This window comes from Pedobacter sp. TM02 (assembly GCF_059705275.1).
In genome coordinates this window covers 2,120,833-2,134,453 of sequence record NZ_AP046530.1, presented here as the reverse complement: position 1 = coordinate 2,134,453, position 13,621 = coordinate 2,120,833, and the positions used below count along the sequence as shown (strand labels likewise).

16 protein-coding genes are annotated in these 13,621 nt (G+C 37.4%); 2 read left to right on the top strand and 14 right to left on the bottom strand.

Annotated elements, in window-relative coordinates; all coding sequences use genetic code 11:
- Positions 1-118 precede the first annotated feature (118 nt).
- Positions 119-475, top strand: a complete 357-nt coding sequence (locus tag AC6H1S_RS08935) for a response regulator transcription factor (protein ID WP_199138118.1) — start codon at positions 119-121, stop codon at positions 473-475.
- A 24-nt stretch (positions 476-499) separates the two neighbouring features.
- Positions 500-1,165: a GNAT family N-acetyltransferase gene (locus AC6H1S_RS08930; RefSeq protein WP_497565948.1), complete on the top strand. Its 666-nt coding sequence runs from the start codon at positions 500-502 to the stop codon at positions 1,163-1,165.
- Here AC6H1S_RS08930 and AC6H1S_RS08925 read toward each other — a convergent pair.
- The 14 genes from AC6H1S_RS08925 to AC6H1S_RS08860 all read right to left on the bottom strand — a co-directional run bounded on the left by AC6H1S_RS08925 (position 1,146) and on the right by AC6H1S_RS08860 (position 13,589).
- On the bottom strand, positions 1,146-1,535 hold the full coding sequence (locus AC6H1S_RS08925) for a VOC family protein (RefSeq protein WP_497565947.1): 390 nt from the start codon (positions 1,533-1,535) through the stop codon (positions 1,146-1,148). The genes AC6H1S_RS08930 and AC6H1S_RS08925 overlap by 20 nt on opposite strands.
- Positions 1,536-1,942: 407 nt before the next feature.
- The gene (locus AC6H1S_RS08920; protein WP_497565946.1) at positions 1,943-2,380 is read right to left on the bottom strand and encodes a hypothetical protein; all 438 of its coding nucleotides are present in this window, start codon (positions 2,378-2,380) and stop codon (positions 1,943-1,945) included.
- On the bottom strand, positions 2,377-3,789 hold the full coding sequence (locus AC6H1S_RS08915; protein ID WP_497565945.1) for a phage/plasmid replication domain-containing protein: 1,413 nt from the start codon (positions 3,787-3,789) through the stop codon (positions 2,377-2,379). The genes AC6H1S_RS08920 and AC6H1S_RS08915 overlap by 4 nt, the downstream gene beginning before the upstream one ends.
- Positions 3,790-4,022: 233 nt before the next feature.
- The gene (locus AC6H1S_RS08910; RefSeq protein ID WP_497565944.1) at positions 4,023-4,211 is read right to left on the bottom strand and encodes a hypothetical protein; all 189 of its coding nucleotides are present in this window, start codon (positions 4,209-4,211) and stop codon (positions 4,023-4,025) included.
- 440 nt (positions 4,212-4,651) lie between these two features.
- Positions 4,652-5,149: a M15 family metallopeptidase gene (locus AC6H1S_RS08905; protein ID WP_497565943.1), complete on the bottom strand. Its 498-nt coding sequence runs from the start codon at positions 5,147-5,149 to the stop codon at positions 4,652-4,654.
- Position 5,150: 1 nt separating this feature from the next.
- Entirely contained in the window at positions 5,151-5,609 is a 459-nt protein-coding gene (locus tag AC6H1S_RS08900; RefSeq protein WP_497565942.1) for a lysozyme, read from the bottom strand.
- A gap of 2 nt (positions 5,610-5,611) precedes the next feature.
- A complete protein-coding gene (locus AC6H1S_RS08895) occupies positions 5,612-6,352 on the bottom strand; it encodes a hypothetical protein (protein WP_497565941.1) in 741 nt (246 codons plus the stop codon).
- Positions 6,353-6,691: 339 nt separating this feature from the next.
- Entirely contained in the window at positions 6,692-7,144 is a 453-nt protein-coding gene (locus AC6H1S_RS08890; protein ID WP_497565940.1) for a hypothetical protein, read from the bottom strand.
- Position 7,145: 1 nt separating this feature from the next.
- Entirely contained in the window at positions 7,146-7,607 is a 462-nt protein-coding gene (locus tag AC6H1S_RS08885) for a hypothetical protein (protein ID WP_497565939.1), read from the bottom strand.
- A gap of 304 nt (positions 7,608-7,911) precedes the next feature.
- Positions 7,912-8,304 carry a hypothetical protein gene (locus tag AC6H1S_RS08880; RefSeq protein WP_497565938.1) on the bottom strand — a complete coding sequence of 131 codons (393 nt, stop codon included), beginning with the start codon at positions 8,302-8,304 and terminating at the stop codon, positions 7,912-7,914.
- Positions 8,305-8,327: 23 nt separating this feature from the next.
- Positions 8,328-8,813 (bottom strand): hypothetical protein, encoded by a 486-nt coding sequence (locus AC6H1S_RS08875; RefSeq protein WP_497565937.1) that lies wholly within the window; start codon positions 8,811-8,813, stop codon positions 8,328-8,330.
- 56 nt (positions 8,814-8,869) lie between these two features.
- Positions 8,870-9,835, bottom strand: a complete 966-nt coding sequence (locus tag AC6H1S_RS08870) for a hypothetical protein (protein ID WP_497565936.1) — start codon at positions 9,833-9,835, stop codon at positions 8,870-8,872.
- A 920-nt stretch (positions 9,836-10,755) separates the two neighbouring features.
- On the bottom strand, positions 10,756-10,980 hold the full coding sequence (locus tag AC6H1S_RS08865; protein ID WP_497565935.1) for a hypothetical protein: 225 nt from the start codon (positions 10,978-10,980) through the stop codon (positions 10,756-10,758).
- 1,466 nt (positions 10,981-12,446) lie between these two features.
- Positions 12,447-13,589 carry a tetratricopeptide repeat protein gene (locus AC6H1S_RS08860; protein ID WP_497565934.1) on the bottom strand — a complete coding sequence of 381 codons (1,143 nt, stop codon included), beginning with the start codon at positions 13,587-13,589 and terminating at the stop codon, positions 12,447-12,449.
- Between the last annotated feature and the right edge of the window lie 32 nt (positions 13,590-13,621).

Sequence of the window (13,621 nt, the reverse complement as noted above, 5' to 3'; positions counted from 1 at the left end):
ATTTCACAAAGCGAAAAGCAGGTTTGGCAAAGCTATAGGGCAAACAGGCAAATTGGCTTTCAAATCCTGCAGCCAAAACTGCTAAATTCAATGCAAACCCAAACAAAATCGACCCCAAATGGAAACCTTAACCACGCTTGTCCCGAACAACGATTGGCAGCTTGCCTTGGTGAATGGCCAAAAGGCCGTTATCAGTTTGGAGATTGCTATCGAGGATTTGGCAATTTATCGGAAGCTGACCAATGTACTGACCAAACAGCTGGATTTTCTGGGCTCGAACAAAGCAAGTTTCGAGCAGCTAACCCGTCGCGAAAAACAGGTCTTGCACCATATTTTGCAAGGCTACAGCAACGAAGCCATTGCCGATATGCTTTGTGTATCGTGCTATACCATTAAAACGCACCGGAAAAACATCAATGAGAAGCTTAATTGTAAAACGATGGTCGAGTTATTGCCTTATTTATTATTCTTTTAATGGCTGATTAGTTATTTTTAGGGGATGGCTCATCCTATTTCCCCGCTTATTTTAGAACAATGGCTCAAAGCCTGGTGTTTATCGAGAAAACTGCCTTTACCGGTTCCATTCAAATCGGGTTTTAAGGTAAACGTAGGTTACGAAAAGCAGAAGACACGCTATGTATTTTCGCAACTTAACGAAGATTTCCTCAAGCTGGCTAATCATATCGATGAGCCCTGGGTATTTCTTAAAGTGTGCGCGCCGCCAACGGCATTGCATGGTAAAATACCTGAAAAATGGGTTATACAGCCCCAAGGGTATATGATGTCGTGCCTTGAGCCCATGAAAATGCCCAATACGGAATTGCCGGAAGGCTTTCGATTAAAATTTGACTATTCAGGTGCAGTTTCGACCCTAAGAATTATCGCTCTAAATGGGGATTTGGCAGCCTCAGGCCATCTTGTACTCGTTGATGACTTGGCTGTTTACGACCGGATAAAAACTGAAACAGCGTACAGAAGGAGGGGGCTAGCCGGCTTGTTGATGAAAGAACTTGAACAAATTGCCTTATCGAAAGGTATTTTCAAGAATTTCTTGGTAGCCACCGAAGAAGGCAGATCCTTATACCAGTTTTTAGGTTGGGAACTGAATAGCTTTTATACCTCAATCGTTATTGAAATTAGCCGTTTTACATGTAAAAAACGTTAAAGCGGTGGCCATCCGGATCGGCAAAAACAAAGCCGTAATAACCATCACCAAACTCTTCTGGCTTGGTGATCAGTTTTCCGCCCGCATTTTCTACTTCTTTGGCCCAATCGTCTGTTTGTGCTTTGCTTGACGCAGAAATCGTGAATATAATTTCATTTGCCTGTTGTGGATCAGCGAACTTGCTCTTGGTATTTTTTTCGAGGATATCCTTCAGGAAAAAATGAATAATAAAATTGTTCTCGGCAAATATGAAGCTTGTTAATTCGCTATTCGAGCCATTGGGCTTAAAACCCAGTGTGCTATAAAATGCCGTGGTCCGCTCGAGATCGCTTACGGCCAAATTGGCCCAAATCATTTTTGGTTTCATCATTTTTTGGTTAAGGGTAAATCATTAAGATTGCCGGTTAATATAACCTTTTTACAAAGCTATTGTTTAGCAAAATAATAACGACGGTATAAAAAAGACGATTGACAGGTGTATTTGAGACAAAAAGCAGCTCTGTCGCGTGGCGTAAGGAGCTTTTCTTCGTTGATAGCCGATCGGCTTAAGGAAATTAGGCACGTTACCATGCTGATTGGCTAAATATTATAGTGTAATTTATTGTCCTATAATTTATATTATGTTAACTAGCATCTTCTAGTTTAAGGGCTTGGTTAAGCCCTATTTTGTACTACCGCATAATTTCCCAATATGGGTACACTGTGCGAACCAGCGTGCTACTAAGTTAGAAAATAAAATTGCCAATAACAAAATAAAAGTTATCAACTTTTTAACAGCTACCTAAAATCAGATATCGGCTTTAAAGCTCCGTAAAAACTACCAGTAACAACCGGCTCAACACCCTTGTTTATTTTGAACTCCTTTTCAAAAGATAAGCTACTACCTTTCTTAAGATAAAACAGCTTTCCATCAGCCGTAAGCAACTTGCTTTCAGTACCAGTTAAATAAACCTTATCGTCAGTATTCCTAACGGTAACACTAGCAAAAAAAGGATTTACACCATTTTTTGGAGCTTGATAAAAAGCATCATCTACAGACTTATTGGAAGCCTTTACAACAATCAAGTAAATATCCTTTTTACCATCCTCTTTGATCTTACTTAAAGTATAACTCAAAGAAATACCGTCTTGCTCCGTAAGGGGTTTATGTTGGCCAAAAACGGCAAACGGAATAAAAAAAGAAAAAGCCAAAGCAAATAATTTTAATGTTTTCATTTTAATGTGAGGTTAAATTTATTCCCAAATATATACCTATATTCCTGATAATCTATAGGCGGAGCAGGAATTGTGTGATTATTATTATACATATTAATACCAAGCTTATTAAGGTCAGCTTTAAGCCTAAAAAACGAACTTTTAGGCAAATACCTCTTTAAACTCTCAACGTCTACGTATTGGCTCAACATAGCAGGTATAAGCAATCTATTCACCTCTTTTTGCGACTTTTGAGAACGCTTAGCTAAAAACTGGTTCTTTTGCTCGACGTTCTTATTATGCTCTTTAATCTTCGCCAAAACGTCATAAGGCGTCATAGGGATATTAAGCTGGTAATCCTTAACCTTTCTCCAAAACCTTTTATACATAAGGTCAAACAGATGAAAATTAAAGCTAGCCCTAAGATATTGAACATAAACATTCAAGTCCCTTTTTGGAACGTCCCATTCCGTTTTTAAAAAAAACTTAACAGTACGGTCTTTAAAAAAATCAATTACATCGCCACCTACCCTACTATCGTACCTAACCATCTGGTTAAAAACATCGCGATAAATGCTTTTGTCGTCACCATCCTGAGAGAATATGGCTTGTTTAAGAATGTAATTCATGTAGCTACCCCTAAAGGTCATTTCGTACCTTAAAATCCTGTCAGCCTCATATTGAAGCTTTTTAACCGATGCAATTTTGTACTGCTTTTTTGACAGGTCAACTTTCTGCTGTGGGGTAAGATTAAGAACATGCAAATTATCCTGATTTTTTTTCAGTATCTCTTTTCGGTCGTTCTGTTCAAATTCTGTACCCTTATGATAAATCTTAAATGAATACCGACGAGTAATATAAAACAAAGATGTTTCATAAGTACGGTAGTTGTTCTTAGAACTACGAGCATATTTAACCAAAAGCTCTTTTTGACAATTAAGATAAGTCAAAGCCTGTTGCTTATCAACAAAGAATTGATTATAACAAAAGTCAAGCCTTACAATCTCCAAATCATCTAAACAAGGAACAGCAGTTAAATAGCCGAAAAACTTTTTAAAAAAACTCATCAAAAGGTTATATACAGCCACAGAACTTTGGTCGTAATAAGGGATATATTGCAGAATATTAGTACCCCATTCAAACTTAGGGATAGACACATTAAAGTCTATCCTGTCGGCAACTTCGTTGAGTACATAAGATACGCTATAGTGGCTAGAGGGGATATTAAAGCTATCACGCCTAACAAAAGGCAAAATGTTATCGCTATCGTGAAAAAGATTAACCCTAATCGTACTCCCTTGAATACTCTCCAAAGTACTTTGAGATATCTCGGCAGTTGTTTGCCCTGTTTTTCCCGTTGTTGCAAATTGATTTCTAATTGTGGCATTTCTTGAAAGATTATGAATGCGAAAATGAATAGTATCTAACATAAATTAAGAACTTGGACAATTTTTACCTGGAGAACATTGTCCTAACCCAGGACAAGAACATTATTTCTTCAGCTTATCAATACAAGCAGTCTTTTCATCAAATCTACTACGCCAAGACGTACCTGTATTAGTACAAGCATAAACATTCATGCAATTATTAGCTATACCAACAATAGCCAAGTGCTCCCAATACCGTTTTTTACCACAAACAACGCACTTATGACGTGACTTTTTCATTTTTTAAGTTTTAATAAGTTAATAGGAATTTTTCTTAAAGGCATACCCTTTTCAATAACATCTACACAGCGATTATCAAAAAGGTTATACTGAAACACAGGGCGTTCAGTACGTTTTTTTTTTTCGGATTTTTCATTGCTTAGGCTGTTTAATACATCTTTCGCGGTTTTTACACCGCCAAACAAAAAAATCAGGATTAGATATTGAATACTGCTTAACCATGTATTTTTCGTTCAGCAAACCCAAACAGAAAAAACATTGATGTTTAACAGCCATCACCTACGTTCCAGCTTATTAGGAAAAAAATGAACTATCGGCCTCTTAACCGCACGGCAATAAATAAAAAAGCCTATAAGAGAAAAAAGAGCAACCAAAACAGAAAGCACAAGCATTCGACATAAATAGCCGATGCTAGAAATAAATTTGTCCATAACAGAAGTTATTTAAATTGAAAATGCCATATAAGACACTTAAAAGAAAAAGTAATGACATAGTCCAACAAAGAAAATAAGTGCTTTAAAAAGGCTTAAAACAGGCTATTTCGAAAAGAAAAGTTTATAAAGAAAAGCAAAACCCAAAACCAAAGGAATTACGAGGACGGCAGTAGATTTTCCACCGCCCTCATCTACTTTTTTACCACAGCAGGATTAAAATTTTTAGAAATTTGAAAGTGCATCCAATCAAAATTCTTTTCTCTGCCAAGGCTCTCAAAACCGTGCCTATAAAAAATATCAATCATCTGCTTATATTCAGGCCTAGCAAACCTAGCGGTTTTAGAACTTTCATGATACAGGTTTCTTACGGGGTCTAGGTCAATAGCCAAACCCCAAGAATGCAGACTTAAGGTAGAACCATTAGTTTGCTTCCTATAACTAAAACAACCACCATACCTATCTATGCCTAACTCATGTATCTTACTTAAACCATAAGTTTTAAGGATATCACTCAAAACAGCACTCAAAGGCTCAACAATAGACTGATGACAAGTAATATAATCGGTTTTTACACCGTTTTTTTCCCAAACAGGATATAAAGGGAAAGGGCTTTTAAATGTCTTCAAATAGCCCTTTCCAGTTTCATTAGGAGTACCATAAATACTCAACGCTTCAAACGATGTTAGCATATTAAACCTTATCTATATGAAACAATTTCCCAGTAACAGCCAATAATTGGTCTACCCTACGGGCTTTTTTATTGTAAGAATTAGACGGCATAGAAGCAATCAAACGCCCTATAAAATCAGTATCATAACCTAAATTCACGTACCTAAAAATATTCTTAAGTGTAGAGTTATTTGGATTATACTGATAAACCGTAGAAACCAAGGCATCATATAAATTTTGTGATATAGGGATTTTAATAACAGAATTTAAAATCTTGGTTTTCTCCGTTACGTCCCTAACCAATAAAGCATCTGCCTGCGATTGAGTAATCCTAACATTCGGCCTATTTAACTGCGGGTCACGGTCGCAAAGATGCCCCCAACCAATAGTATAATAATCTTCACCAGCAAGTTTATAGCTTACAAGCTTGCATTTCTCCCTATTCTTAATAGCTTGAATAGCATTATTAGACGGCTTCATAATTAAGGTTCAGGAAGATTAACCACCATCAAATCGCCAGTAGTACCAGGCATAAGGGTTGACATTTGTATAACAATAGACTGCCCATGTTCGGCACTCTTGTTTTCAATACCGCCAACCTTTAGTTCATAACCAATAAGCAAAGCGGTATTAGCGGTTAGATTTGTAATAACAAAAAAATCATTATTTGTATATGCAACAGCTTCCGACCCGCTTTCATTAAAATTCATGACTACGTCATGAGAATTACCGTGAATAATGCGCATTTCTGCAAAAGGCTCAAACTGCTCATTTTTATAATTTAAAGTCCAATTGAAAATGGGCAAAGGAGGCGCTTTATAACCGTTAAAATTGATATAGGTCTGACAAACAGATAGAGCAGAACTGCTCCTTACCTCTATCTCATCAAACTTACCAATAAGCTCAAAATCTCTCGATGCGACCGAGTTGCCAACCATAGCAACAACGTTTTTGTATACGGGTAAACCACCCAAAAACAAAATAACTTCAACAATCGCATTTTGGCCGTTACTTTCCTGAAAATGGAAACTAAAATTATGCCTACCGTAGCATTCGTCCAATTCATCCGAAAAAACAGTAGAATAAGACCTAGAATATCTATGAGGAGATGAAAAAGAATATAAATCGAAAGCTTCTAAACCAATAAAAGGTTTACCAACTTTATCAATCAATTCCTGCATCTTCGAGCCATCACCATTGGATTTCTGAAAAGCTATTGACATTTAAACAAACTTTAAAAAAAGTAAAGACGGCAAACAAGTTTGTTTGCTTATAAGTTGATATCTACATCTGCCTAACTCGGCAAACATATAAGTGTAATTTTGAACAAGCATACTAATAACGCCTTGTATTTAATTTTTTAACATAATTAGGCCAACAAACGTGCGTTTTGCCACTGTAAGCCCGAATTTCAATAAGGCCACTATTTCTCATAATCCTTACAATACTACCAGTACCGCAAAAACCGTCATCGCAAAAAGATACCTTACTACCGACGCGAAGCTTTTCTTTATAAGCTTTTTTGGTATTACTACCAAAGCGCTTCCTATATGACCACGGCATTATATCAAATCGATTTTAAAACCAACAAAAGTGAAATAGAAATCATACTTAGCAGACTGCTGTGTGATCTCCAAGTTGTCAAAAAGCTCCAAACTAGATGAACTCTCATTGATAATATTTTCGAGTTCAACAATTCTAGTTATATACTTTTCGTAAGGGGTATGATTGAAATAAGACCTATATCTAATCTCAATCTTTTCAGATGCTAAAGGACTAGAATTAGGATTTATAGAAATCTGTAACCTGCCAAAAAAAAGTGAGTTAGTAAGACCGTAATCCAACTTCAAACCCTCACCATGATTGTTACTGCCAACAGAAAACGCATAAGGCTTAATGCTTTTTATTTTCTTTTGAGCATGATGGGCGCTCAAAAACTCTCTCACAAACTCCAAACTATCTATGTTAACCCTATCGTACGCGTTAACATTCTGTCTTTTTTCAAACCAATCCATACTACTTAATCATTTTAAAAAGTTTATCGAGATACGGGGATAGTTCTTTGTCAAACTCTGACCCCATCTCATCGCGGAGATGCACAAGCAAATCACCCTTTAAAACAGGAAAACCAAACGCATGCAATTCCCTAATACCATAATAAGAGTAAATAGCGCCCAGTTGATTAGGGCCAAAATCCTTAGCATATAAAATAGAACGGATAGCACCTTTGTCAGTGCCAACCTTATCCATAGCCTTATATAGCTGGTCTGCCTTACTAGCGTTAAGAGCAGTCATTTGCGACTTTACCCCAGCAGACCTCTCGATTGCAACAACAGTGTTTTTAAAATTATCACCTTGAGCAGTGTTAACCTCTGGAATAATCGCAGTAATAGATTGTATCAGACGCCATATAGGTTTAAAAAGAAGAACTACAAATGCCAAAAGAATAAACGGAAAGTATTTTTCAATTTCTTTCATAAAGTTATTTTACATAAAAATCGATTATACCGTGCTTTCTAAGTTTAACGCGTACTTTATCCCCGCTGGAATTTAGAGCTCTTAAAAGGGCTGTATTAGCGTTATCAGACCCAACGTAATTCCTAAGCGTTCTAGATGTAACGAAAAAACGACGTCTGCGGTAAAAAAGACTATAATTTGAATAAGGCTGAAAGACAATCCTAAAATGCCTATCAAAAGTATTTAAAAAATATGCCATTGATTTAAACATAAAAACGCCCCTATTACTATAGGGGCGTTTGTTAAAAAGAAAATATAAGATTTATTACCTACGGTCGTCCTCACCGAAATCGTCAGGGTCAACAGGTGGTGGAGGATTTAAGTAGTTTTGAATTTTAGGCTGAACCCAAACAAACAAAGCGCCAATAAGATACCTAACCCACCATTTCTCGGCAAATCTGATAATCTTGTGCTCAAGCTTCTCAACAGGAGGAGTAGCCAACTGCTTCGTAAGGTTTTCTTTTTCAGCATCTGTTTTAGCCAAATCAAACGCCAAATTCAATTCGGCATTTTTCTTATTCACAGCGTCTATTTCTTCGGCTTCATCCAAAACACGCATGTAATTTTCTGATGCCTTACTTTGCAAATCAACTGATGAACGTTCAGACATAGGCGCATACTTATCCGCCAACTGGTGTAGAGCTTCGTATAATCTCACGGTATTAAATTTAAAAGTTAAAATTATTTTTGTTTAAGGAGCACAAGCGCCCCAAGACCAAGCATACCAAACAAAAGCATATTGTTTTGGTCGCTATTGTTACCTACTTTCACCCTCCCCTGCTTCCAATCTAAATCAACGTCGATTGGACTACTAGCACGCCTGCCAACAATCTCAACCTGCTTTAAAGTGGTTGGATCAGAGCCATTAGGAAACACCTGCGATTTTTCAGGAAAACCGCCCTGCGCTAAAACACCCTCTACGGTCGGAGGGTCGGGCGACTTTGGGGGCGGGACAATACCCGCCCCAATAGAACCATTATAGGCACCTGTTGACATACCCGCAATCTGCGCGTTTGTCTTGCCATCAGTACTGCCAGCGGGTATCAAATTTCCTCCATTACCCAAAGAGCCACCAACAACAGGAATAGCCTTAACTGCACCCCTTAGGAGATTTCCGAAAATTGAACCGCCCGGCTGTTTACCAAACAATCTCTTTAAAAAACTCATTTCTAAAATCTTTGGATTATATAAAGAAAAAGTTAAATAAACCGTTCCTTAAAGAACTACAAAGTAACAGGGAGACTATTAAGCTTTTCGGTTGCATGTTTTTGCTCCATTCTCAAGGAACGCTCAATAATCTCTAAAGAAGTTTCGTATTTACGATACAAAACGAAATTTTTGCTTGCATTTACTTTAGAACCATCAAAAGAGATATCCAAGGTAGCACCATCAATTTCTTCGCCATTTAAAACAAAAAACGACTGCGGACTAGCAGGAACATAACTATCGATGGTAACACCGTCGGCACGGTTAAAGCCCTTGTTATATGGCTGTCTGCCAAATAAACGAACGTTGCGAGTAATAAGGTCAGGCAAATTAAACTGCTGATCCCAATAGTTCGAAGAAATACGGATATTTTGAAGAATTTGTAACGTTTCATCGCTATCCTCAAAATTCAAAACAGCAACATCTGTTACGTTGTCACCTAAATTCCAGCTGTCCGTAGTAGTACCCGCTTGAATAGTTTCCGTGTAAAGCTGATAGATACCAGTTTCCTTACCGATAGATGTACATGGCTTGATATCTACATAACAAACCGAAGTATCTAAAACCCCCTCTTTAAAAGAGTTACGGCCTACGGTACACTCAATAAAAACCTCGTCAGTACCTTTTAAGTTAAGATGACCGCCGAGGTCAATAAACAAAGTTCTAATGTTTTGATGTTTAGCGCCAACAGCAGGCCTAACGTAGTCAGTACCCAACTGCCAATTCTTACCACCACCCATGTGAGAATGAAAACCACCTAATAAACCTAAGTTCGTATTGAACAAACTATAGGTTTTACCCTCTCTTTTAAGGGTCGCGAGAACATTAACCTGCGAAGCATCAAAATCAAGACCTGTGCCGTACTGTGTCTTTTTAATAAGAACATTTTCGGCTAAAGCCTTAAGCATAACGGTCAGATAAAAACCGTTAATAGTAGTGTTGATTACACTCTGATTACGAGTTTCATCTATTCTAATTACCATTTCAAAAAATGATTTACTGCAATAAAGATGAATAGAAAAGAAAACAAAGAATTAAACAAGTATTGCGAACGGAAAACTACTTTTTAAGCTTTTCCTCAATCTTGTTATAAAAATCCTGAAGACCAGCAGGCAACTTATCCTTAAAGAAATAACCCGCAACGCCAGCAATAAGGGCGTACATTAACCAATTTGTTTTTCTACCGAACATCTTAATTTTTCTTTAGAAATTTATCGTAAACGAGATAACCACCTACAGCTAACAAAGCGGTTTTTAAAGTGGTGGCAGTTTTTTTGTTTTTGCTAGCATAGCGCCTCGCTCTGCTAAGCTGTTTTTTCACCTTAAAGGAAACACCTCTAAAGCGACTAAAACGACGTCTAAAACGCATGGTTCATAAACTAATTTTAGTAGAGTAAAGAACAATAGAAAAGTAAAGTTTAATTAATAAAAGTAAAGTTTAATTAATAATAGTCCCGTTGGTGAGATACTTTGGTATATGTTATAGACTTATACCATTTCGAACAAGGGTTTAAAGTTAAAGTCTTATTTGATGAATGGTGAGGCGTTAATAACTAACCTGATTAATCAAGCACTCTAGCACGGAAGTCATTCCTAAGCCTAGATACAGGCACACTAACAAACTCAACATAAAACGACAAAAAGTCGTCCAAATCCTGTTCGTTAAGATCATTCATGTAACCTACAAATTCCTCCTTAGTCATAATGAGTTGAACATTCTGACCGAGAATACTAGTAGCGCTAATACTAACGCTTAATTTGCCTTTTAAGCTCCGTTTCTTGCACATAGCCAAGTCTGTTAGATAGTTTGTACCAATTACCGTTCATGCCCTCTAAGGGCTTTTCAATGACATAATTATTGCCATTATAGAGAACATTGTCCCCTACTCTGAATTTAAATTTGTTAGGTAGCATTTGACTTCACTTTGCTGTTACCAAAATCCTTATCAATAAGGTTACGGATGTACTCATCAGGCGTAACCCCATCATAAGTAGCATTAAGATTAAGAGATAAATAAGTGTCGGCATCCATATATACACGGACAATTTTTGGGTCTTTAAAGACCGTACGTTTTAAACGTAACTGACCAATAGAGGTAACTTTTTTACCGCTGGTTTGTTCTGCCATAAGATTTTTTGATGCGCCTAATCCTACGCCTAGTGCGCCATGATTTAAAGCCCTCTACAACAATCAAGGAAAGAATTGAAGTAATACCACTAATGATAAGTTTCTTTTCGTCCCCATCGAGCTGTACAACGCTCAAAACCGTGGTACTACTAAGCACAGACACGGAAAAGTTTCCGAGTAAAGACATAGTGAGAAAATTTATTAATTTATTGAAGAAAGGTGAGGCGTTAATCTACGAACCTATAAAGGATTTCGTAACCCAACAGGAGTACAATAGCTACACAATGATCTAAAACGCTTTTCAGAAGAAAGAACGTCAACAGAGTTAAACTCAACTAAAGTCCAGCTATTAACCGAACAATAGGTAACACCATCAGGCTGATTACACAGCATTTTGAAAATACTACGTCCACCTACAATAGAAAAATATGCGCCTACAGGCACTTGATATAACAACATAAGAAAAAGTAATAAAAGATTAATTGAAAGGAAATTGACAACTAACACAAACTTTATCCTCTCTAGAGTTAAGATAACCGCAAATTGTACAATGAGTAACATAAAACCTAGCCGAAATCAACCTAAAGGCACTAGCTTCGTTGATTATAGTGGGTTTATCACGCTGTATACATTTAAGGCAGGTATATTCACCATTAAGAGAAGTCAAAGGACGTGTTCTAAATAAAGTTGCCTTTGCTTGCGGAATACCGCAAATAAAACAGGCAAGCGCCATAGTCAAAAACGTGTATTTTTTGTAAATGAACCTAACTGTACTTTAGTTTTTGGATCATAATAGTTACAGTACCTGAAATCAGGGAAATTAACTAGCAAGAACCTGCGAAAAGTAATTAGGCTTTTTACATTCCTGTATTTGACGAATTTTGCGGGGCCTACCTTTGCGATGCAATTGAACAATCTCATTTCCAGACTTGTATTGCATTGTATTTTTAAAATTGGGTGTCTCGGCCTTTGGAGTTACTAAATATCTGACAATATTTATAGCCTTCATATAATTGCGATATTTCTGTTCCTGTCTCAACTTCATACGTTGAGAAACAGCCAAAACAGTACTAGGCTTTGGTAAGGTAGCTTCTAGACAGTCCAAATAAGTTAATAGACGTTGGGTACGCGCCTTACATAGGCTCGTGCGAGCGTGTATCTTAATCATAAGAAAAATTTTTAAGTGAATTTTAAAGAGAATTATTTGATAGAAATTCCATAAAAAAAGGCCGATGAGCGACCAGTTTAAATGAAAATACCTGCAGATAAATACCTGCAGGTAAAACAAAAGCACAAGAATGTGCTGAATTTATAATTCATTTTCGGGGGAAATCTGTTTTTATAATTTCGTAATCCCCTATCTATCAAAGAATTAGCACAGTAAAAATAGAAGTATTGCTATTTACATTATGTTAACTAATAATTCCAACAATACTTGCTTCTTCTATTTTGACCATCTCGGCCACTTAAAATTCGTTGAGTTTTCTTTTGAGTTCCTGTACCTTATCTAACCTGTCTTTACGGGTATAGATTTCAATGAGCAATTGTACGGTATTCTTATCGTTCGGGTTGATTTCGTGCGCGCGCAACAAAGTAAATTCGGCGCGGTTCACATAAGAATTGAATTTTTGCTTGTTTTTTTCCTTCAGTCCGGCATTGGCATTGTTAACGTAAACCAGGGCCAACTGATACAAAGCATCAAAATAATTCTGGTCAACTTCCAATGCTTTTTTATAAGTGGCTTCGGCGCCCGTGCTGTTGTTCAGTTGCGATTGTTGCAAATAGCCATATAAAAACAGCAACAGCTTGTTCCTTTTTTCCGTGGCTATAGAACCTTCGATGATTTTGGCTGCCTGCGTATATTTTTCGTTGTCCAACAACAAGTTGATGTAATCGTTGGTCAGAAACGGATGGTAAGGATTAAGCTTTAGGCCGTCTTCCAACATCCTGATAGCCATTTCGCTTTCAAATTTGGAGGCATAAATGCTGGCCATTTGTTGAAAAACAATCGGATTTTTGATGCCATTGTCTTTAGCCCTCTTAAAATACGTCAGCGCCTCATCGTACGATTGGATGTTTTGGGCGCACAATGCCACATTTACCGCAATGGCCGTATCTGTAGGCAGGTAATCGCTTACCTGTTTGAGCAAGCCAAAAGCCGTCATGAAATCGTTCTGCTGGAAAGCCTTGTTGCCTTCAGCCTGCTTTTTGATCATGATGTTATAATGCGCCGCCTTGATCAAGGTAGAATTGGCCTGGTATTTATCAAGTTCTTTGGCTTTTTCCAGAGCCTCTGTGGCCAGTCCGTAATATTTGTCGGCATTGGCTTCGTTGTCGTCAATCAGGGCCACATAAGAGCTCAGGTACGCTTTGATCGACCATGTTTCGGGCCAGTTCTTGGTTTTTTTATCATTCTGGGCTGCTTCTACCGCCTTAATCCCCTCTCCTATAACAGCCAGCTGCTTTTTGGCGTCTTCCTTGTTGGCGATACTGACCTGCAGCTTGCCTACGCTGTTCTGTGCCACCTGGATCTGCGATTTTTGGGCAAAGCTCTGATTAATATGGGCTAAACAAACGAAAACAAGGGCAAATATAAATTTATGATTCATGCTTCACAGAGGGTATTGGTCAACAAAAATAA